This is a genomic window from Streptomyces sp. 63XJN7_1_ISO-PGPR-S23-121 (genome assembly GCF_056173025.1).
The window spans coordinates 1,998,899-2,019,294 of sequence record NZ_CM149653.1; the positions used below are offsets into that span (position 1 = coordinate 1,998,899).

Annotated in this window: 17 protein-coding genes and 1 pseudogene; 12 read left to right on the forward strand and 6 right to left on the reverse strand. The window is 71.9% G+C overall.

Annotation, left to right across the window (positions count from 1 at the left end; genetic code table 11):
• Window positions 1-15: 15 nt before the first annotated feature.
• From AC0VYN_RS08970 to AC0VYN_RS08995, 6 genes and pseudogenes are all read left to right on the forward strand, one after another.
• Window positions 16-3,873: pseudogene (locus tag AC0VYN_RS08970) on the forward strand (type I polyketide synthase); the annotation flags it as partial.
• Between the two features lie 184 nt (window positions 3,874-4,057).
• Complete coding sequence (locus tag AC0VYN_RS08975) at window positions 4,058-5,473, forward strand: MFS transporter (RefSeq protein ID WP_475535503.1); 1,416 nt, start codon at window positions 4,058-4,060, stop codon at window positions 5,471-5,473.
• Window positions 5,474-5,902: 429 nt separating this feature from the next.
• Entirely contained in the window at window positions 5,903-6,130 is a 228-nt protein-coding gene (locus AC0VYN_RS08980) for a hypothetical protein (protein ID WP_475535504.1), read from the forward strand.
• Between the two features lie 213 nt (window positions 6,131-6,343).
• Entirely contained in the window at window positions 6,344-6,769 is a 426-nt protein-coding gene (locus tag AC0VYN_RS08985) for a hypothetical protein (protein ID WP_385470230.1), read from the forward strand.
• 21 nt (window positions 6,770-6,790) lie between these two features.
• On the forward strand, window positions 6,791-9,139 hold the full coding sequence (locus AC0VYN_RS08990) for a hypothetical protein (protein WP_475535505.1): 2,349 nt from the start codon (window positions 6,791-6,793) through the stop codon (window positions 9,137-9,139).
• Window positions 9,140-9,168: 29 nt separating this feature from the next.
• Window positions 9,169-9,849, forward strand: coding sequence for a hypothetical protein (locus AC0VYN_RS08995; RefSeq protein WP_475535506.1), 681 nt, complete (start codon window positions 9,169-9,171; stop codon window positions 9,847-9,849).
• Between the two features lie 68 nt (window positions 9,850-9,917).
• Here the strand turns inward: AC0VYN_RS08995 and AC0VYN_RS09000 are convergent, their stop codons facing one another.
• The 4 genes from AC0VYN_RS09000 to AC0VYN_RS09015 are packed head-to-tail and all read right to left on the reverse strand — an operon-like array spanning window position 9,918 to window position 14,433.
• Entirely contained in the window at window positions 9,918-11,078 is a 1,161-nt protein-coding gene (locus AC0VYN_RS09000) for an acyl-CoA dehydrogenase family protein (protein ID WP_475535507.1), read from the reverse strand.
• Window positions 11,079-11,104: 26 nt separating this feature from the next.
• Window positions 11,105-12,610, reverse strand: a complete 1,506-nt coding sequence (locus AC0VYN_RS09005; protein ID WP_475535508.1) for a 3-hydroxyacyl-CoA dehydrogenase — start codon at window positions 12,608-12,610, stop codon at window positions 11,105-11,107.
• 51 nt (window positions 12,611-12,661) lie between these two features.
• Window positions 12,662-13,465, reverse strand: a complete 804-nt coding sequence (locus tag AC0VYN_RS09010) for a CoA-transferase subunit beta (RefSeq protein ID WP_475535509.1) — start codon at window positions 13,463-13,465, stop codon at window positions 12,662-12,664.
• A 50-nt stretch (window positions 13,466-13,515) separates the two neighbouring features.
• Window positions 13,516-14,433 (reverse strand): CoA transferase subunit A, encoded by a 918-nt coding sequence (locus tag AC0VYN_RS09015; RefSeq protein ID WP_385470242.1) that lies wholly within the window; start codon window positions 14,431-14,433, stop codon window positions 13,516-13,518.
• 251 nt (window positions 14,434-14,684) lie between these two features.
• Here AC0VYN_RS09015 and AC0VYN_RS09020 point away from each other — a divergent pair, with 251 nt between their 5' ends.
• The 4 genes from AC0VYN_RS09020 (at window position 14,685) to AC0VYN_RS09035 (ending at window position 19,037) form a co-directional block, all read left to right on the forward strand.
• A complete protein-coding gene (locus tag AC0VYN_RS09020; RefSeq protein WP_475535510.1) occupies window positions 14,685-15,638 on the forward strand; it encodes a LysR family transcriptional regulator in 954 nt (317 codons plus the stop codon).
• 65 nt (window positions 15,639-15,703) lie between these two features.
• Window positions 15,704-16,963 (forward strand): acetyl-CoA C-acetyltransferase, encoded by a 1,260-nt coding sequence (locus AC0VYN_RS09025; protein ID WP_475535511.1) that lies wholly within the window; start codon window positions 15,704-15,706, stop codon window positions 16,961-16,963.
• A 235-nt stretch (window positions 16,964-17,198) separates the two neighbouring features.
• Window positions 17,199-18,533 (forward strand): MFS transporter, encoded by a 1,335-nt coding sequence (locus AC0VYN_RS09030; RefSeq protein WP_475535512.1) that lies wholly within the window; start codon window positions 17,199-17,201, stop codon window positions 18,531-18,533.
• A gap of 45 nt (window positions 18,534-18,578) precedes the next feature.
• Window positions 18,579-19,037, forward strand: coding sequence for a MaoC family dehydratase (locus AC0VYN_RS09035; RefSeq protein ID WP_475535513.1), 459 nt, complete (start codon window positions 18,579-18,581; stop codon window positions 19,035-19,037).
• Between the two features lie 107 nt (window positions 19,038-19,144).
• Here the strand turns inward: AC0VYN_RS09035 and AC0VYN_RS09040 are convergent, their stop codons facing one another.
• On the reverse strand, window positions 19,145-19,585 hold the full coding sequence (locus AC0VYN_RS09040) for a hypothetical protein (protein WP_475535514.1): 441 nt from the start codon (window positions 19,583-19,585) through the stop codon (window positions 19,145-19,147).
• A gap of 98 nt (window positions 19,586-19,683) precedes the next feature.
• Here AC0VYN_RS09040 and AC0VYN_RS09045 point away from each other — a divergent pair, with 98 nt between their 5' ends.
• Complete coding sequence (locus tag AC0VYN_RS09045; RefSeq protein WP_475535515.1) at window positions 19,684-20,058, forward strand: hypothetical protein; 375 nt, start codon at window positions 19,684-19,686, stop codon at window positions 20,056-20,058.
• A gap of 53 nt (window positions 20,059-20,111) precedes the next feature.
• On the opposite strand, the gene AC0VYN_RS09050 is transcribed toward AC0VYN_RS09045, so the two are convergent.
• Window positions 20,112-20,246: a helix-turn-helix domain-containing protein gene (locus AC0VYN_RS09050; RefSeq protein WP_475535516.1), complete on the reverse strand. Its 135-nt coding sequence runs from the start codon at window positions 20,244-20,246 to the stop codon at window positions 20,112-20,114.
• On the opposite strand from AC0VYN_RS09050, the gene AC0VYN_RS09055 reads away from it, so the two are divergent.
• Complete coding sequence (locus tag AC0VYN_RS09055; RefSeq protein WP_475535517.1) at window positions 20,241-20,369, forward strand: hypothetical protein; 129 nt, start codon at window positions 20,241-20,243, stop codon at window positions 20,367-20,369. The genes AC0VYN_RS09050 and AC0VYN_RS09055 overlap by 6 nt on opposite strands.
• Window positions 20,370-20,396: the final 27 nt, after the last annotated feature.

A 20,396-nucleotide genomic window follows, 5' to 3' on the forward strand; every position in this document is an offset into this window, starting at 1 on the left:
GACTACCTCAAGAAGGTCACCGCCGAGTTGCACGAGACCCGCCGGCAACTGCGCGGTGCCACGGCCGCGGGCCGTGAGCCGATCGCCGTCGTGGGCATGGCCTGCCGCTATCCCGGCGGTGTGCGTTCGCCCGGGGACCTGTGGCGGCTCGTCATGGAGGAGCGGGACGCCATCTCCGGATTTCCCACGAACAGGGGCTGGGACCTCGACGGCATCTACGACCCCGATCCCGACCGGCCCGGCACGTGCAACGCCCGCGAGGGAGGATTTCTGCACGACGCCGCCCTGTTCGACGCGGAGTTCTTCGGGATCTCGCCCCGTGAGGCACAGGCGATGGACCCCCAGCAGCGGCTGCTCCTGGAGACCGCCTGGGAGGCGCTCGAGCGCGCCGGCATCGATCCGACCTCGCTGCGCGGCAGCGACACGGGCGTGTTCACCGGTGTCGTCCACCACGACTACGCGACCGGGCAGGTGCCGGACGCCCTGGAGCCCTACCTCGTCACCGGCCTGTCCGGGGGCGTCGCCTCGGGCCGCGTCGCGTACACGTTCGGCTTCGAGGGGCCGGCGGTGACGGTGGACACGGCGTGCTCGTCGTCACTGGTCGCCCTGCACCAGGCGGCGCACGCGCTGCGCTCCGGGGAGTGCGGCCTCGCACTGGCCGGCGGCGTGACGATCATGGCGACGCCGCGCGCCTTCCTGTCCTTCAGCAGGCAGCGGGGCCTCTCGCCCGACGGACGGTGCCGGGCGTTCGGTGCCGGGGCCGACGGCACCGGCTGGGCCGAGGGCGTGGGAATGCTGCTCGTCGAACGGCTGTCGGACGCCCGGCGCCACGGTCACCCGGTGCTCGCGGTCCTGCGCGGCTCGGCGGTGAACCAGGACGGTGCCTCCAACGGGCTCTCGGCCCCCAACGGTCCGTCCCAGCAACGGGTGATCCGCAAGGCCCTGGCCCACTCGGGCCTCACGGCGCGGGACGTCGACGCAGTCGAGGGACACGGCACCGGCACGAAGCTCGGCGACCCGATCGAGGCCCAGGCGCTCCTCGCCACGTACGGCCGGGAACGCGACGCGGACCGCCCCCTCTACCTGGGGTCCATGAAGTCGAACGTGGGCCATGCGCAGGCCGCGGCCGGGGTCGGCGGCGTCATCAAGATGATCGAGGCGATGCGGCACGGCGTCCTGCCCAGGACACTGCACGCGGACGAGGCGACACCGCACGTCGACTGGTCGGTGGGAGCGGTGGAGCTGCTGACGAGCCGGCGCGCCTGGCCCGAGACGGGACGGCCGCGCCGGGCGGCGGTGTCCTCGTTCGGGATCAGCGGCACGAACGCCCATGTGGTGCTGGAGGCCCCGCCCGCGGAATCCGGTCGGGGGACCGCCGACGGCCCCGCCCGTGACGGCTCGCGGGACGCCGTACCGTCCCTGGTGCCCTGGCCGCTCTCCGGGCGCGACGCCGGAGCGCTGCGGGACCAGATCACGCGGCTGCGGACGTGCGTCGAGGAGGCGCAGGCCGACCCGGTGGACGTGAGCTTCACGCTCGCCCGGCGTGCGGTCTTCCGGCACCGGGCGGTACTCCTGCGGGGCGGCACCGCCACCCGCGAGATCCGCGGCACCGCCCGGCCGGGCGGCACCGCGCTGCTGTTTCCCGGCCAGGGCAGCCAACGCCCCGGCATGGGACGCGAACTGTACGAGGCCCACCGCGTCTTCGCGGAGTCCTTCGACGCCGTCGCCGAGCACACCGGGCTGCCCCTCAAGGACGTCGTCTTCGGGGAGGCGCGGGACGGCCTGCTCGACCGGACGCGCTACGCACAGGTGGCCCTGTTCGCGGTCGGGGTGTCCCTGTACCGGTTGCTGTGTGGCCTGGGTGTCGAGGTGCACGCCGTCGTGGGCCACTCCGTGGGCGAGGTGGCCGCGGCCCACGCGGCGGGCGTGCTGTCCCTCGAGGACGCCTGCCGCCTGGTGGAGGCCCGGGGCCGCCTGATGCAGGCGCTGCAGCCGGGCGGTGCCATGGCGGCGGTGGAGGTCTCCGAGTCCGAGGCTGCGGCGTCCCTGGGCGGCCTGGCGGACCGGGTGGCACTGGCCGCGGTCAACGGTCCGACGTCCGTGGTGCTCTCCGGCGAGGAGGCCGCGGTCCGCGAGCTGGTGGACGGCTGGCGCGAACGAGGGACGCGCACCCACTGGCTGACGGTCAGCCATGCCTTCCACTCACCTCTGATGGACCCGATGCTGGAGGAGTTCCGGGGTGTCGTCGCGGGGCTGGAGCTCCACGAACCCGCACTGGCCGGGCTGCCCGCCGAGGTCGTGGACCCCGAGTACTGGGTACGGCACGTGCGCCGCCCGGTACGCTTCGCCGACGCGGTGGCACGGGCCCGGGAAGCGGGGGCCGTACGCTGGCTGGAGGCGGGCCCGGGCGGTGTCCTGACCGCTCTGACGCAGCGGATCGTGCCCGAGGCCGAGGACCAGGTCTTCGCCGCTGCCCTGCGCGCCGACCGTCCGGAGACCGAATCGCTCCTCGTCGCCCTGGCCCGGATGCACGTCGACGGGGGCACGGTCCACTGGAGCCGGCTGCTGGACGGGCACGGCACGCTGCTGGACCTCCCCACGTACTCCTTCCAGTACCGGTCCTACTGGGTCGAGGACCGGCCCCTGCCGGCCACCGCGCCCGGCGCGCCGCCCGCGCAGACGGTCCCCTCACCCAGCCACCCGTGCGACGGGGCCACCGCGAACGGAGTGAACGGAGCGGGCGGCATCGGCGGTCCCCTCGCCGGGCTCACCGGGGCCGAGCGGCTGGCCGCCGTGACCGAACTCGTGCGGACCGAGGCCTCACGGACCCTGGGGCACACGGGTGCACCGCTTCCCGCGGACCGCACCCGCCGCGAGCTGGGCATGGACTCCCTCACCGCGATCGAGCTGCGTGACCGGCTCAGCAGCACGCTCGGTCTTCGCCTGCCCGCCACGCTCGTCCTCGACTGCGAGGACCTGGCCTCGGTCGCGGCCTTCGTCGACGCCCGCCTGGAGGACGCCTCCCGCGGGCGGCCCGCTGATGACGGCCGGTCCGGCGAGGGCGGCGACGCCGGCCTGCTGACCGAGCTGTTCCGGGACGCGGCCGCCGCCGGGCGCATCGACGATGCCGTGGCTCTCGCCGAGACCGCCGCACGAATACGGAGGACCTTCACCGACCCCGCGGACCCGGCCGTCCCGCGCACCCTGGTCCCGCTCGGCCGCGAGGTTGCCCGTCCCACCGTGGTGTGTCTGCCCTCCTTCAGCGCGATCGCCGGCCCGCACGTCTACGTCCGTTTCGCGGACGGCCTCAGCGACGCGTGGCGGGGGGCGGCCCTCGTCCATCCGGGCTTCCTTCCGGGCGAACCGCTGCCGGACTCGGTGGAGGTCCTGGCGGAGCTGCACGCCCGGACGATCACCGAGACGGTGGGAGAGGCCCCGTTGCTGCTCGTCGGCCGTTCCGCGGGCGGCTGGCTGGCCCACGAGGTGGCGGCCGCCCTGGAGCGCGGGGGCAGGACTCCCGTCGGCGTCGCGCTTCTGGACACCCCGGCGCGCGGAGACGATCCGCGCGGGTACGCCCTGATGATCGGCGGGATGCTGGAGCGCGACAACCGGCTCGTGTCGATCGACGACCACCGGCTGACCGCGATGGGAGCCTACCGGCGACTCTTCAGGGACTGGAAGCCCGAACCGATCGCCGCCCCCACCCTGTTGCTGCACGCCGCCACACCGTACGGGAGCGACGGGGTGCGAATCGCCTCGTGGCATCTCCCGCACGAGGCCGTCGAGGTGGCCGGCGACCACTTCACGATGCTGGAGGAACACTCGGCGACGACCGCCGAGGCGGTTGAGCGGTGGGCGCGGTCGCTGCTCTGACACGGCGGGGACGGCCCCGTGACCGGGCGGGGGCCTGCGCCGTTCGGCTCCCCGCTGTCGACGTCGACCGGCCGGCGCCGTGCGGGCACCGCGCGCCCCCCGAAATGGAACCGGAACCTGACCGGACCCGAGCCGGGCGACGCGAGTGCCGGCGTGTCTCCCGTCCAACGAAAGGTGCTCTCCCATGTCCCTCGACTCCTTGTCCGGTTCCGGGCAGGCCCCTTCACCGCAGCTGAGCGTCCAGGAGTTCATCGACTCGGCTCCGATGGGGCCGCGGCAGCAACTCGTCGCGGTGCTGGGCCTCCTGGTCATGATCGCCGAAGGCCTCGACGTCACCATCGCGAGCTTCGTTTACCCACACGTCATGCGCGAGTGGGGCACACCGATGAGCGCGGTGACCACCACCGTGACCGCCGGCGTGCTGAGCATGGCGGCCGGCGGTGTGGTGGCGGGACCGCTGGCCGACCGGTACGGGCGCAAGGGCGTGGCCGCGGCCGGCATGGTGGTCTTCGGGGCGGGCACGGCGGCGATGTCGCTCGCGACGACCATCGAGCTCTTCGCCGTCCTGCGCGTCGTGGCCTGCGCGGGACTCGGCGGCGTGGCCCCGGTCGTCATGGCGATCGTCGCCGACTCGACGCCGGCCGCGCGCCGCGCACCTGTGGTGGCCCTCGCCTTCTCGGGCATCGCGGCGGGCACGGTCGCGGGAGGGCTCGTCGCGTCGACACTCCTGCCGGACGTCGGCTGGCCCGCGGTGCTCACGCTCTGCGGTCTCGTGCCCCTCCTGCTCGTCCCCCTCGTCATCGCCTATGTCCCGGAATCGGTGAGCGTCCTGCTCGCCCGTGGACGACCGGCCGAGCAGGTACAGCAAAGCCTCACCCTGCTGGCGCCGGGCCGGGACACCTCCCACGTCGATCTGACCCGTGCCGCGGACGACGAGAAGCAGCCGATGCGGAAGACCGGCGCGAATCTGCTGTCCCACTCCTTGGCGCCGACCACGCTCCTCATCTGGCTGTGCTACTTCGTGATGTTGGGAGTGGTGTTCCTCCTTCTCAACTACCTGCCGCTCATGGCCGAGCGAGCCGGGCTGACGGCCTCCCGCACCGGAGTCGTCGTCGGCCTGTTCGGCGCCGGCACCCTGTGCGGACAGCTCCTGGCGTCCGCCGGCCTCAGGCGGCACGACCGCTTCCGTTTCCTCGCGCTCGCATCGGGCCTCAGCGCCCTCGCGGTCTGTGTCACCGCGGCTGTGGGCACGAGACACGCCGCGATGTTCGTCCTGGTCTTCGTGCTCGGCGCGTGCCTCGGCGGCTCCATGGGCGCGCTGCAGGCCGTCGGTGCCCTGGCCTACCCGCCCACCCTGCGCGCCACGGGCATGGGATGGATGAGCGGCGTCGGCCGTATCGGCACACTCGTCAGCGGCCTGCTCGGCGGGGTCATGATCGGCGCCGGATGGAGCATCTCGCGCATTCTCCTCCTCATGTGCCTGCCCCTGGCGCTCACCAGTACGGCAGCGCTGCTGCTGCGCAACGAGGTCCCTCCCGCGGTCACCGCCGCACCCTCGGACGGACGGAGCGGCCGGGGAGGTCCCGGCGCGGGGGCGTAGTGCCGGCAGCCGTGTCATCCCGATCCCGAGGGCGTCCGTAGGACCCGGGGTCCGTGTCCCGGTACGACCGGTGCCGTGTCTCACTCGCTCGGCCGCAGGCGGCGCAGGGCTTCTTCGGAGTCCCGGTCGTCGGTCAGATGGGCCAGGAGGTGGTGTCCGGGCTCGTCCACCGCGGCCGGCTTCACCTACCTCAGACACAGTTCACCCACCGCCGGATGCCGGAACCGGCGGACCGAGGGCTGCAACCCGGCTGTCTCCCGGCGCTCGTGCCGGCGGGCCGCGTCACCGTCCGGCAGCAGCTCGCCGAGGAGTTCGGCGAACCGGCGACCGTCGGGGGCGCGCGTGGGGGATGCGGGTGTCGCCGACCGGCGCGGCTCCGGCCGCCCTGATCTCGGCCCTCGCTCCGGCTTCCGCGGCGAGCCCGGTGCCGTGACCCGGACCCGGGTCGGCACGAAGCTGTTGTGGACCGAGGCGGCCTCCACGGACAAGGGCGGCATCGACGAGGACGGTGCCCGGGGCCTGGCCACGATGCTCGCCGAGCGCGCCCGACAGCCCCAGGACGGGGACGAGCCCTCCGCCGCGCTCGACGGCCGACCGTTCGGCCATGCCGGGGCCCGCCCCGCTGCGCGAACCCCTCGAGAGGACTTCGGCGAGTGACCGTTGTCGCCACGTGCAACGGGCTCGGGGCCGGCAGCCGACCCGTGATCCCGCCGGGCTGGGCGTCATTCGAGGGATCATGTGAGGAAGCTGTCCGGGGTTCGGGGATTCAACTACCGACCGCCCCGGGTGATGATACAAGCGACAGGTGATCAGGCCGGTGGCCGCGTGGATACGGTGGAGTCGCCCGCCCGGATGAACTTGGGGGAATTCATGACGTTCGAGCAAGAATGGGCCGAGCTGCGCGAGGCGTCGGCCACGCGGACGGCCATGCAGATCGACAGCATTCCCGCCGAGGGCGGCGGAGGCGGTGGTGGGGACCTGGTGGTCCACCGGGACGACCTCGGCGCCATCGGCAGCGACGCGTACGACCTGCTGGGACGGCTGGGCAAGGACGGCGACATCGCCCGTGCCTCCACCTTCGACGCGGCGACGGCGCTGACCAACGGGAACTTCGTGAGCGGTGCGGCCGTGCTGAAGGTGCACGACTTCTGGCAGACCCACCTGAAGACGCTGCTGGACTCCTGCGCGCAGATCTCGAACCACCTCGATTACAGCAAGGCCCGGCACGCCAAGGACGAGGCGAAGATCGAGGGCGATCTGACGCGGATATCCGTACTGTCGGAATACATGAAGTAGGGCTCGGGGGAGCGCGCGACAATGCTGAAGTACGAGGACATCATCGACGCCCCGGTGGCGAAGCTGAAGGCCGCCGCCGACGACTGGTCCGAGATGGCGGGGAAGCTGGACAAGCTCGCCACCGACGCCGCCGACGGGATGAAGGCGAAGGCGGACAAGGCGGCCTGGGAGGGCGTCAACGCGGGGGTCACCAAGGCCTTCATCGGCAAGACGGTCAAGGAGTTCGCGGACGCCGCCGCCGAGGCCAAGGGTGTGAAGCTGATCCTGGAAGAGGGTCACGCGGCCATCAAGAAGGCCAAGGACGACCTGGTGAACATCCGGGACAACGAGGGGCCAGCGGCCGGCGTCCGCGTGGACGGCAAGGGCAAGGTCACGGCGAAGAACCCGTTGTCCGAGATCCCCGCGGCGCGGCACGACCCCGACTACAGCCGGCTCCTGCAGGAGGAGAGGAAGAACATCGAGTCGTGGCAGAAGAGGATCGACCTCATCGTCGACAACTGCAACGACACCGACCTCTCCTTCAAGAACACCCTCGAGGCCAACGTCACCGACCGCAAGGACTTCAGCGCTCCGAAGTACACGAAGCTGGACCAGGAGGAGGCCGCCCGTGCCGCCGCCCTGGCGGCCAAGGGCCGGGACATCACACACACCGAACTCCAGCAGCTCAACGAGCTCCTGAAGGACAACAGTTCGTCGGTGGAGTTCTCCAGGAACTTCTACGAGAAGCTCGGCCCCGAGAAGTCGCTCGCGTTCTTCGGCCAGCTGTCCACGGACACGTACGAGTACGGCAAGGTCGACAAGGAACGCCTCAAGGACGTCCAGGAGCTCCAGAAGAACCTGGGCCTCAACCTGGCCACCGCCTCCCACGACAAGGAGTTCACCGACAAGTGGGGCCCGGAGCTCCGCAAGCTGGGTACGGAGCGCATCCCCCTGGCCAAGCACGACTACAACGGACCGTACGGATACCAGCTACTCGGCGGGATCATGCGGTACGGGAACTACGACGCGAAGTTCCTCAACCCGATCGCCGAACACGTGGCGCAGCTGCACCAGAAGGACCCGTACATGTTCGCCGACAACAAGGTGGTGAACAGTCCCTTCAAGAACCCGTTCAACCCCTCCGGCGTGAACGGGGCCGGCTACGACCCGGCCACCGCCATGCTGGAGGCGCTCGGCAACAGTCCGGAGGCGGCGAAGAAGTTCTTCACCGACCCCCCGACCGCGTACAACGAGGACGGCACGGTCAACCACGGCGCCACGGCCGACCTCGGCAAGAACAAGGACGGCGAGGCGATCGACAACTACCTCGACTTCTTCGGCAACGAGAAGTGGGAGTCCTTCCCCGACGTCAACTCGCTCGACCAGAAGGAACTCGAGGCGTCGCTCGACCAGATGCCCGACGCCCTCGGCCGCGCCCTGGAGGCGGCGACGCTCGGCTACCCGGCCGGGCACCCGGACGCCGGTGTGGTGCGGGACGCGGACAACGCCGCGGTCATGCAGAAGGTCGTGGAGAAGTACAGCGCGGACCCCGGGCTGCTCAAGGAGCACCACGAGGCGATGGCCGACAGCCTCGGCGTCATGGGCGCCGGCTACATCGACGACATCAACTGGGCGCTGGACAAGAACGATCCGGACAGCGTGTTCGCGCCGGGCAAGAACCCGGACGGGCACCTCGACTTCGCGGACAGCGCGGACGGGAACGGGCGGAGCGTCGTCCGGGGCTTCCTCAGCACGCTCGGCCAGCACCCGGACGCCTACGCGACGGTCTCGACCGCGGAGCAGGTCTACACCCGTAGCGCGCTGGAAGAGACCGTGGGCCCGGACGGGAAGGTCAACGAGGGCGCCGCCAGGGCGACCGTGCGTGTGGGCGCCGAGGTGCAGGGCATGCTCGACCAGTCCCGGGCCGACCAGGTGGAGGCGACGAACCTCAAGACCCACGAGGACTACGAGAAGGCGGTCGCCAAGCGGTCGGGCTGGATCGAGTTCGGGGCCACCGCGGGCATCGCGGCGGGCGTCGCCTTCCTGCCCGCGACCGCGGCCGTGGGCGCGGCCGCGGTGCTCATCCCGCTGGCGACAGATACCGCCAGTGGTGCCGCCGAACAGGTCATAGGCCAGATGATCGGTGACATATCCGATAACTCGGTCGACGAGCACAAGGAGAAGATCGAGGAACTCACCAGGGAGGAGAAGACCAAGGTCTACTCCGCCGGTGAGGGCATGGCGGAGTCCCCGATGGAGGAGTTCCTGCGGCACAACGGCGTGGACCCCAACAGCGACTTCGGACAGGACCTGCGCGAATCGATGCTGGTCGGCTACGGGGTCGGCAACGACCGGGAGAACCAGCAGGGCAACGACCCGGAGACCGGCTGAGGCCGGTGGACGGCCGAGGACACGTGAGGATGCGGACAGTGATCAATCGTAGGCCGGTGCGCCTTCGGCTCCTTGCCACGGCCGTGGCCGGCTTGTTGTCCCTCGGGGCCACCGGTTGCAGTGGGAACGGGGACGAGGACGCGGCCGACAAGGAACTGACGGGAACGCAACTGTGCGGTGGCGACGCCGTGTCCGCCCAGGCGTCCGAGGCGCTGAAGGTGATCACGGGGTCGTCGCGGTTCGGGACGACGGCGGAGAAGTCCACCGTCGCGCAGGCCGCGACGGACCTTGTCGCGGCGTTTCCGGCTCCCACCGGGGGACGCGACGACGTCTGCCGCATCTACACGGCCGCCGGTACACCGGATGTCGCGCTCCGCGTCACCTGGCGACTGGATGACGGCAACTCGACGGGAACTCCCGCCCCGGACTTCACCGCGCTGAAGATGGGGAAGCGTACCCTGACTGCGGCGAACAGGGCGTCGATCCTGTTCGCGTGCCGGAGCGACAGGTTCCCCAACAGGATGAACGAGGCTCTCGTCGCCATCGGCGTGGAACGCTGGGGTATGCCGACCGAGCCCGAGGGCGACGTCGAGGCGTTGAAGGACGCCTACGCGACCGTGGCCCACTCCTTCTCGCTGGCCATGGCCGAGGAACTGCGCTGCGAGAAGAACGGCGGGCTCCCCGCACGGCCCGTCCTGGAGCCCGCGTAGCCGCCGGCGTACGCGGCAACGACCACGAGCAGGCGGCCCCTCCTGTCCGCAGGAGGGGCCGCCTGCCGTCACGTCAGGGCGTTCACCCCGGTCAGGGCGCGGCCGATGATGAGCTTCTGCACCTGGCTGGTGCCCTCGTACAGGGTCAGCACGCGCGCGTCGCGCAGGTACTTGCCGACCGGGTACTCGTCGATGAAGCCGTAACCGCCGAAGACCTGGAGGCAGTTGTTGCTCACCCGTACCGCCGTCTCGCTCGCGTGGTACTTCGCGGCCGAGGCGTCGGTGGCGTACTCCTTCGGGGAGGCGCCGGCGTCCGCCATCCGGGCCACGTGGTGGGTGAGCAGCCGGGCGGTCTGCACGTCGACGGCCGAGTCCGCGAGGAGCTCCTGGACCAGCTGGAAGGAGGCGATCGGCTTGCCGAACTGGGTGCGCTCGGTGGAGTAGCGCACCGCGGCGTCGAGTGCGCCCTGGGCGAGGCCGACCGCGCCGGCCGACACCGATATCCGGCCGCGGGAGAGGGCGCCGAGCGCGATGCCCAGGCCCCGGTCCACCTCGCCGAGGCGGGCCGAGTCGGGCACGCGCACCGACTCGTAGGTGAGTTCGGCGGTCGCCTGGCCCCGCAGCCCCAGCTTGCCGTGGATCTCCGTGGCGGTGAAGCCCGGCGTGTCCGTAGGGACCAGGAAGGCCGTGATGCCCTGCTCGCTGGTCCGGGCGAACGTCAACGCGGCGGCGGCGACGGTGCCGTTGGTGATGAACATCTTGCTGCCGTCGATGATCCAGTCGTCGCCGTCGCGCCTTGCCCGGGTGGTGAGGGAACCGGCGTCGGAGCCGGTGCCCGGCTCGGTGAGGGCGAAGCAGCCGAGCGCCTCACCCGCGGTGAGCCGGGGCAGCCAGCTCTCCTTCTGCTCGTCCGTACCGTGCGACGCGATGGTCTTCGACACCAGCCCCAGCGAGACCGACACGATGCCGCGCACCGACGAGTCGCCCCGGCCCAGCTCCTCGGTGACCAGGACGTACGACAGCATGTCGGCCTCGACGCCCCCGTACTGCTCGGGAAGCATCAGCCCGAGGATGCCGAGGTCCCCGAGGCGCTTGGCGATGCCTGGGTCGACCCGCTCGGCCCGGTCCCAGTCGCGGGTGTGCGGCACGATCTCGTTGTCGACGAACTCCGCCGCCAGGGCGCGGAAGTCCCGCTGGGTCTCGGTCAGCCCGAAGTCCCTTGTCAGCACGGTGTCTCTCCTTCAGTGGGTGGTGTTCAGCGCGCGGCGGGACCGGTGCCCGGCTCGGTGAGGGGGAGACCGAGCTGCGCCCGCTCCGTCAGCCACCGGGTGGGGCGGTACCGGGGGTCGGCGGTCGTGGCGTGCAGGGCACGCTGGAGGTCGAGCATGCGCCCGGCGCCGACGCGTTCGCCCCAGGCCAGCGGCCCGGTCGGGTATCCCAGGCCGGCCGTGACGGCGGTGTCGATGTCGGCCGGGGCGGCGATCCCGCGCTCCGCGATGGACGACGCCACGGACACGATCGACGCGAGCAGCCGCTGCGCGACGGAGCCCGCCGTGTCACGCACCGGGGTGACACGGTGCCCGCCGCCGGCCAGGACGGCGTGCGCGTCCCGGGCGGCCTCCGGGTCGGCCGCCGGGGTCACCGACAGGACCCGGCGTGACGTGCCGAGGGACAGGGGGTCGACGCCGAAGGTGCGGGCTGCGGGCAGCCCCAGCTCGGCGACCGCGGCGGCCACGGAGGTGCCCCACACCGGTACGAGGACGAGCGCGTCCCCGGTGAGCGGTCCCGGCGTCGCGCCGGAGGCGGTCAGCGCGTCCCGCAGCGCGGCGGCGTCGTCGCTGTCACCGGGTACGTGCACGGGACGGGCGGCGTTCCCGGTGGGGGCGGGTTCGGGCTCCGCCGCGGGTGCGGCTGAGCCGTAGGTGTGGAAACCGCGCCCGGTCTTGCGTCCGTGCAGCCCGGCCGCGACGCGGTTGGGGGTCAGGTACGAGGCGCGCAGCCGGTCGGAGTAGCGGAAGCCCTCCCAGATGGTGTCGATCACGGTCGCCGTCACGTCGAGCCCGGTGAGGTCCATCAGCTCGAACGGGCCCATGCGCAGCCCGAGCACGTCACGGGCGATCCGGTCGATGCCGGCCGGGTCGCCGACGCACTCCTCGAGGAGGGCGAGGGCCTCGGTGACGAGCCCGCGCCCGGCGTGGTTGACGAGGAAGCCCGGGGTGTCGGCCACGACGACGGCGGCGTGCCCACCGGCCCGCACCATCTCCGCGAGCTTCTCCGGGAGTCCGGGACGGGTGAGGGCGCCGGGGACGACCTCGGCGACCTTCATCAGCGGGACCGGGTTGAAGAAGTGCAGTCCGGCCAGGCGGGAGGGGTCCTCCAGTCCGGCGGCGATCCGGGTGACGGGCAGCGACGACGTGTTCGTCGCGAAGACGGCCGAGGCGGGCAGGACCTCCTCCAGCTGCCGGAAGAGGGCGGTCTTGACGCCGAGGTCCTCCAGGACGGCCTCGACCACCAGCTCCACGTCGTCACCGGGCGCGGCCGGGGAGTCCACCGGGACCAGGCGCCCGACGGCGGCTTCCGCGGCCTCGGCGCTCATCCGGCCCTTCTCCGCGCCCCGTTCGAGCATGGTGCGGACGAAGAGGACGGCGTCGTCCACGGACTCCCGGCGGGCGTCGGCGAGTTCGACGGTGTGCCCGGCCGTCACCGCCCACTGGGCGATGCCGCGGCCCATGACACCGGCACCGACGATTCTGATGCGCATACGCGTTCTCTCCTGCTTCGGTACGGTTCGGCTCGGCGGTCTCGCGGCCGGTCAGCGCAGATAGACGCGCTCGGGGTCGACGTCCTCGCGCAGCAGGCGGAGTTCGGGGTCCGAGGGAGGGGCGACGACCGTCACGTCCTCGGCGACCTTCAGGTCCCAGCCGGTGGCTTCCCGCACCTGGTCCACGGTCACCCCGGGGTGCACGGCCACGAGCCTCAACTCGTCGCCCAGGCCCCGGCGCTCGAGCACGCCGAGGTCGGTGATCACCCGGGTGACGCCCGCGCCGAGCGGACGGATGCCGTCGGCCAGGGCGCGGTCGGGCCCCGGGGAGGTGCAGAAGTCCAGCCGCTCGGTGAACGAGCGGGGGGTGTGGCGGCGCATCACCACGAAGATCTCCCGCGCGTTGGCCATCACCTCCATCGCCCCGCCGGAGCCGGGAAGCCGTACGTCGGGGGAGTGCCAGTCGCCGATCACGGACGAGTTGAGGTTGCCCCACCTGTCGATCTGCGCGGCCCCGAGGAAGCCCACGTCGATGTGCCCGCCCTGCAGGACGTAGCCGAACAGCGCCGGGATCGTCAGCACCGCCTCGGCGCCGGTGATCAGCACGGCGTCCGCGATGGTCTCCGGCAGATGCGAGGGATGAGCGCCGCACACCCCGGACTCGTAGACGATCTCCAGGCCGGGCGCCACCGTCAGATGGGCCAGCGACGCCGCGAGGGTGGGCAGCCCGATGCCGGCGAAGACGGTGCGCCGGCCCGCCAGGGCGCGCGACGCCACGACGGCGAGCAGTTCGGACGAGGTGACGTCCGGCGCGTCCTGTGACGCGTCGGGCGTGGTCGTCGTCGCGGTGGTCATCCTGGGCTCTCCTTCGGGTGCGGTCAGGTGCGGCGCCGGCCGTGCGGCGGTCACAGCCGCCGCCCGTAGTTCACGGGCAGGCTCATGGCCTCGCCCACCGCGAGGGAGGCCCAGTGCTCCTCGCCGAGCTTCGCGGTGTACTCGGCGTGGTCCTTCGTGCCGTACACCCACTCGGCCATCCATTCCCGCAGCCGTACGGGGTCCTTGCTGATGGCCGACCAGGCGCGGTAGAAGGCGTTGTCGCGGTCGTAGTAGCCCTGGGCGAACGACGGGTGCGCGCCCCGGGGGCACTCGACCACCGCGTCCACGGCGTGCGCGGGGATCACGGTGCGGTTGGGGTCGGAACGCACGACCTCGTCGTCGACGACCTCCTCGACGACCACGACGGCCGTGCGGGCCGCGTACACGGCTTCCGCCTGGACGCCGGTCAGGCCCCAGACCTGGGTGTTGCCGCTGCGGTCGGCGCGCTGAGCGTGGACGATCGTCACATCGGGGTTCACCGGCGGCACGACGTAGATCTGCTCGGGCTCGCCGTCGGGTCCCGGGTAGGGCGACGTCACCTTGCGCAGGCCGTCGTTGACCTTCGTCAGGTCGCTGCCCGCGTAGCTGCGCAGCGGGAAGAACGGCAGCCGCTGCGCGCCCGCCAGATAGCGGCAGACCATCCCGTGGTGGCTGTACTCCTCGAACACGAGCGGTTCCGGGTCGGCCCGCTCGACGCGCCGGCGCAGCTCTCCGAGCGAACCGGCCGACGAGTTGCCGACGAAGGAGGACACCAGCCGGGAAACGCAGCCTCCGGCCAGCATCTGGTCCACGACGATGTCGGCGGTCATGCGGACCACGGTGAGGTCCCTGCGGCCCTGGCGGATGATCTCGTGTCCGGCCGCGGTCGGGATCAGGTGGGTGAAACCCTCCAGGCAGACGGTGTCGCCGTCGTGCACGAAGGCGGCGATCGCCTCCCTCATCGACATCGTCTTGTCCGCGCCGCCGCCCGGATTCCTCGCGGGAGCCGGAGGCGCGACGGCGACGCCGGCTCCCTGGGAGCCGTCGGGGGCGGAGTCCACGGATCGGTTCACGGGTGGCAGCTCCTCGGGGGGTGCGGGTGTCGCGTCACACGGTGCCAGGAGCCATTGATTGCCGTCCAATACCGAATTAAGGTGAGATCGAGACGCCGAACGAATCAATGTTGTGCCGTGCCGAGGACGGCAGGGGAGAAGGCTCCGTGGAACTGCGCTACCTGACCGCCTTCGTGGCCGTCGCCGAGGAACTCCACTTCGGACGGGCCGCCCGGCGGCTCCAGATGGCGCAGCCGCCGCTCAGCCAGCAGATCCGGCAACTGGAGAAGGAGCTCGGCGTCCAGCTCTTCGAACGCAGTACCCGGTCCGTGCGGCTCACCAGCGCCGGGGAGTCCTTCCTCGGCCCCGTCCGCACCGTGCTCCGCGACCTCGACCTCGCCACGCGCGCGGTCAAGGCGGCCGGCCGCGGGGAGTTCGGCAGGGTGACCGTCGGATTCGCCGGAGCCTCCAGTCACGAGGCGCTGCCCCTGCTCACCCGCGCCGTCCGCGCCTCCTATCCGGGCATCGAGCTCGTCCTGGCCGGGCAGACGTACGCGAACACCGCCCTCGCCCGCGTCGCCGAGGGCACCCTCGACCTCGGCTTCGTCCGGCTCCCCGCCCGCCGTCCCGGCGTACGGACCCGGGTGATCTACGAGGAGGAGCTGATCTGCGCCCTGCCGTCGGACCACCGCCTCGCCCGCCAGGAGCGCATCGCGCTCGCCGACCTCGCCGAGGAACCCTTCGTCACCTTTCCCGCCAACGCGGGATCCAGCCTGCGCGACGCCATGACCGAGGCGTGCGAGAAGGCGGGCGTCGTCCCCCGGGTCACCCAGGAGGCGCCCGACTCGCACACCATCCTGGCGCTGGTCGCGGCCGGCGTCGGTGTGACCCTCACCCTGACCTCCGTCCAGCACGTCCAGGGCACGGGCCTCGTCTACCGGCCCCTCGAAGGGGACCCCGTGCGGCTGCACGCCGCCCTCGCCTGGCGGGCCGACAACCCGTCCGCCGCGCTGCGCACCGTCCTCGCCGTCGCCGAGGAGGCCCTGCCCACGCCGCCCGGTCTCACAGCGGACCAAGACGGAATCGGTATCAGTCGGCTAGCAACTGAGTATTGGAGTTGAAGGGCAGGGGGATGCGAGGGTCGGCCCAGACGCCGTTGTCTGCCTGACCGGAAAGGCCCCACCGCATGTCCGCACAGCCAGCGAATCCCCCTCGTCCGACGCCGGCGGCGGGAACCGATGTCGTCGTCTGCGCCCCCCTGCGCACTCCCATCGGCCGCTTCGGGGGTGCGCTCGCCGGTCAGCGTCCCGCGGCGCTCGCCGCGCAGGTCGTCTCGGCCGTCGTCCGGGAGAGCGCCGTCGACCCGGAGCGCATCGACGAGGTCGTCCTCGGCCACGCGTACCCCACCGCCGACGCCCCCGCCATCGGCCGGGTCGCCGCACTCGACGCCGGCCTCCCCGACCGGGTGACGGGCGTGCAGATCGACCGGCGCTGCGGCTCGGGCCTGCAGGCCGTACTCGACGCCGCCATGCAGGTCAGGTCCGGCTTCAGCGAGGTGGTCGTGGCCGGCGGCGTCGACGTGATGAGCGCGGCGCCCTATTACACGCACGAGGGGCGGTGGGGAATCCGCGGTGCCGGACTCCGGCTGCACGACTCCCTGGCGCGTGGCCGCGTCACGGCGGGAGGGGAGCACCACGTCATCCCCGGCGGCATGATCGAGACGGCCGAGAACCTGCGCCGCGAGTTCGCCGTCAGCCGCGAGGACCAGGACGCGCTCGCCCTGCGGTCGCAGCAGCGCGCCGCACGGGCCATGGCCGAGGGTCTGTTCGACGACGAGATCGTGCCCGTCACCGTACGCACCCGCAAGGGCGACGTCGTGGTGGACACGGACGAGCACCCCCGCCCGGACACGACCGCCGAGAAACTGGCCTCCCTCAAGCCCCTCATGCACGCCTCCGATCCGGAGGCGACCGTCACGGCCGGCAACGCCAGCGGCCAGAACGACGCGGCCGCCGCCTGCCTCGTCACCACCAGGGAGACCGCCGAGCGGCTCGGCCTGACCCCGCTCGTACGCCTGGTGTCGTTCGCCCGTGCGGGCGTCCCCGCCGAGACGATGGGCATCGGACCCGTGGAGGCCACCCGCGTCGCGCTGGGCCGCGCCGGACTGTCGCTCTCCGACCTCGACCTGATCGAGCTCAACGAGGCGTTCGCCGCGCAGGTCCTCGCCTGCACCCGCGCCCTCGGGCTGTCCGACGCCGACCACGAGCGCATCAACGTCAACGGCTCCGGGGTCTCCCTCGGCCACCCCGTCGGGGCGACCGGTGCCCGCATCCTGGCCACCCTGACCCGCGAGATGCACCGCAGGCAGGCGCGCTTCGGCCTGGAGACGATGTGCATCGGCGGCGGACAGGGCCTGGCAGCGGTGTTCGAGCGCATCGCCCCGTAGGCGCCGGCGCGTCCGTTCCCGCCCGCACGGGCGGGGCACCGCGCTCACTGATACGTAAATCGTCTCACTGAATCCGTCATTCAGTATTGGACCGCTATGGGCGGCGACTGGCAGCGTTGCGCCATCGAACGGGACGGACGCCCCGTCCCGTGGCCGGCACGTCGCCGCCGCCCTCCGGAGCCCCCACCTCCACCCCCTCCAATTCCCCTGATCACCGCTGCCCATGGGAGCCGTCATGAGCACCATCCCAAGCCAGGAGCGGAACACAACCGCGCGCAGAGCCGGAATCGGAGCCTTCATCGGCTCGACCATCGAATGGTTCGATTTCTACATCTACGGAACCGCGGCCGCACTGGTCTTCGACAAGGTCTTCTTCCCCGAACTCGAAGGGGCCCTCGGCACCCTCGTCGCGTTCGGCACCTTCTGGGTCGGCTTCCTCGCCCGGCCCCTCGGCGGCATCGTCTTCGGCCACTTCGGTGACCGGCTCGGCCGCAAGAAGACGCTGGTCATCACCCTCCTGATGATGGGCCTGTCGACCACCGCCATCGGTCTGCTCCCGGGCTACGCAAGCATCGGTGTGGCCGCTCCGATCCTGCTGATCCTCGTCCGCATGATCCAGGGCATCGGTCTGGGCGGCGAATGGGGCGGCTCCGTCCTCATCGCCTCCGAACACGCGCCCAAGGGCAAGTCGATCCTGTACGGCGCCTTCGCCCAGCAGGGCTCCCCGGTCGGCAACACGCTCAGCACCGTCAGCTTCCTGGCGATCAGCCAGCTGCCCGACGAGGCCTTCGTCTCCTGGGGCTGGCGAGTGCCGTTCATCGCCTCCGCCGCCCTCGTCTTCGTCGGACTCCTCGTCCGGATGAAGGTCGAGGAATCGCCGGCGATGGCCGGCATCATCGAGAAGAAGGAAGTCGCGAAGGTCCCGGTCCTCGAGGTCTTCCGCAAGCACCCCGGGCTGATCGCCCTCGGCATCGGCGCCTGCACCATCGGTCTGTCCGCCACCTACTTCAAGGGGACCTTCGCCCTGTCCTGGGCGACCAGCAGCCTCGACTTCGACCGCAGCTCGTTCCTGACGATCCTCCTCGTCGCGAACATCACCCAGGTCCTCGTCCAGCCCTTCGGCGCCGTCATCGCCACCAGGATGAAGAGCAAGTCGCGTGCGGTCGCCGTCATGCTGGTGCCCGAACTCGTCCTGATGCCGCTGATGTTCATGCTGATCGCCAGCGGGAACTACGCCCTGGCCATGCTCGGCGTGGTCGTCGCCACCGTCCCGCACTGCCTCTACTACGCGGCCCTCGCCGGCCTGCTCGCCAGCCGCTTCCCGGCGCACCTGCGCTACACCGGGATCTCCCTGAGCTACCAGCTCTGCGGCACCATCCTCGGCGGCACCACGCCGATCATCGGACAGTTCCTGCTCAACCAGTCGGGCTCCATCGCCACCGTGATCGCGTACGCCCTGTTCCAGGTCGCCCTCACCCTCGTCTGCATGCTGTTCCTGCTCAAGCGCCCCAACTACGACGAGACGGCCGCGACGGACGAGAAGCCGGCCGACGCGATGGCCGCCGCCTGACCCGTACCGCCCAGGAGCACCGCACCACAGAAAGGCCCCCACCCCATGCCCCGCATCGTCCACGGCATCGACGGGATCACCGGTCTCGGCGGCCAGGATCTCGGTCACTCCGGCTGGAGGCGGGTGACCCAGGAGCTCATCGACGCCTTCGCCGAGGTCTCCGGTGACCACCAGTGGATCCACACCGACACCGAGCGTGCCGCCGCCGGACCCTACGGCCGGACCATCGCCCATGGCTATATGGTCCTGAGCTGGGGCATCCCGATGTTCTCGGAACTGCTCGAGGTACGGGATGTCGGCATGGCCCTCAATTACGGGGTCAACAAGGTGCGCTTCCCGGCCCCGGTGCCCGTCGGCAGCCGCGTCCGCCTGCACGCGGCCGTCGCCGCCGTCGAACCGGTCAAGCGGGGCGGAGTGCAGGTGACGCGTTCCTTCACCTTCGAGCTGGAGGACTCGGCCAAGCCGGCCTGCGCGGCCGAGTCCCTCACGCACTACTACCCGTGACGGGCACGACGGAGGGCTGACGGCGCCGCCCTCCGCACCCGGGAGGGTCCCGGTCGCCGTGCAGGCGTGGGCCCCGGATCGCCCGGTCCGGGGCCCACGCCGACGGGTCAGGCGCGCCTGCGGCGGCGCATCAGGACGAGGGCGCCCGCACCGGCCACCACCAGCGCGGCACCGCCGGCGGCCAGCGGAAGGGTGCCGGCGTCACCGCCGGCGGCGGCGAGGTCCTCGGACTTCTCGGTCCCGGTGACCTCCTCCGTACGGCCGCCCTTGGCCTCGGTGCCGTCGGGGAGCCCGTCGCCCGCGTCGGTGTCCGTGCCGGTGTGCTCAGCAGGGGCCGGGGCGGCGGTCTTCGGGGCGTCCCCGGCCACCGCGAGGTCCTCGCCGTCGAGGGCGACCTCGACCTCGGCCCGGCCGTCGCCGGAGGAGAGGACGGCCACGGACACCTTGCTCGCCCTGTCGGTGACGGACGTGATGGCGTCCGCGTCGGCCGGGGCGTCGTTGCCGGCCGTCCTGTTCGCCCCGGTCATGTCGATCAGACCGCCGGCCACCGGCCGACCGGCGGCCCTGGGCCTCGGTCCGATGCGGCAGGACAACTCTCCGTCTCACACGGACTCTCGTCGGCCCGACGAGACCACCTGTCGCTAGGATGCGGGCCCTGAACACCGACAGGTTCAACCTCCCGGGCCGCGAGGCGATGATCGCCGGGTTCTACCGGTCGGCCGACGCCCTCACCCCGCTGGTGGACACCTCCGCCAGGGTCTCGCGCCTCACCCGCCTCTCCGTCGGTCTCGCCGACCTGGACACGGGCCTGTGCAGCCTCCAACTCCGCTGGTACGTCGACGGACGCGAGGCCAGGCAGGCCCGCGGCGAGACGTCCGTCCTCCCGGCCCGCCTCGGGGTCCCGGCCGACCGGCGCACCCACCGGGTGACCGCCACGGTCGTCGACACCACGTCCGCCGTCCGCAGCCCCGCGGCCCGCGACCTCACGTCCAACTCCGCCACCTGGACCGTCACGCGCTGACCGGCGGCGTTTGCCTGTGCGCGGCATCGGTGCCGGCAGGACGCACCGCCCGCTCACTCCGGTGAGCGGCGCAGCTCCAGGCCGCGCAGGGCGATCTGCAACTCGAACTGCACCAAGGGGTCGCGGAGTTGATCGCCGAACACCTCCTCCAGCCGGCGCAGGCGGTAGCGGACGGTCTGGGGATGCACGGCCAGACGCTGGGCGTGCGCACCGGCCGGCTCGCGGTACGCGGCCCCGACGGGTTCGTCACCCTGATCGGCGACGGCCACCACGACGGTGCCGGCCGGGCCGGCGGAGCGCCACGACACTGACGACGGCGCCCATGGCCGCCCACGGAA

What these genes read in the sequence shown, in the direction of transcription:
- AC0VYN_RS08985 (WP_385470230.1), top strand. Translation starts at nt 6,344, where the DNA reads ATGACGTTCGAGCAAGAATGGGCCGAGCTGCGCGAGGCGTCGGCCACG.
- AC0VYN_RS09015 (WP_385470242.1), bottom strand. Translation starts at nt 14,433, where the DNA reads ATGTCGATGAGGGAGGCGATCGCCGCCTTCGTGCACGACGGCGACACC.
- AC0VYN_RS09005 (WP_475535508.1), bottom strand. Translation starts at nt 12,610, where the DNA reads ATGCGCATCAGAATCGTCGGTGCCGGTGTCATGGGCCGCGGCATCGCC.
- AC0VYN_RS09035 (WP_475535513.1), top strand. Translation starts at nt 18,579, where the DNA reads ATGCCCCGCATCGTCCACGGCATCGACGGGATCACCGGTCTCGGCGGC.
- AC0VYN_RS09025 (WP_475535511.1), top strand. Translation starts at nt 15,704, where the DNA reads ATGTCCGCACAGCCAGCGAATCCCCCTCGTCCGACGCCGGCGGCGGGA.
- AC0VYN_RS09030 (WP_475535512.1), top strand. Translation starts at nt 17,199, where the DNA reads ATGAGCACCATCCCAAGCCAGGAGCGGAACACAACCGCGCGCAGAGCC.
- AC0VYN_RS09010 (WP_475535509.1), bottom strand. Translation starts at nt 13,465, where the DNA reads ATGACCACCGCGACGACGACCACGCCCGACGCGTCACAGGACGCGCCG.
- AC0VYN_RS08990 (WP_475535505.1), top strand. Translation starts at nt 6,791, where the DNA reads ATGCTGAAGTACGAGGACATCATCGACGCCCCGGTGGCGAAGCTGAAG.
- AC0VYN_RS09045 (WP_475535515.1), top strand. Translation starts at nt 19,684, where the DNA reads ATGCGGGCCCTGAACACCGACAGGTTCAACCTCCCGGGCCGCGAGGCG.
- AC0VYN_RS09055 (WP_475535517.1), top strand. Translation starts at nt 20,241, where the DNA reads ATGCACGGCCAGACGCTGGGCGTGCGCACCGGCCGGCTCGCGGTACGC.
- AC0VYN_RS08995 (WP_475535506.1), top strand. Translation starts at nt 9,169, where the DNA reads ATGCGGACAGTGATCAATCGTAGGCCGGTGCGCCTTCGGCTCCTTGCC.
- AC0VYN_RS08975 (WP_475535503.1), top strand. Translation starts at nt 4,058, where the DNA reads ATGTCCCTCGACTCCTTGTCCGGTTCCGGGCAGGCCCCTTCACCGCAG.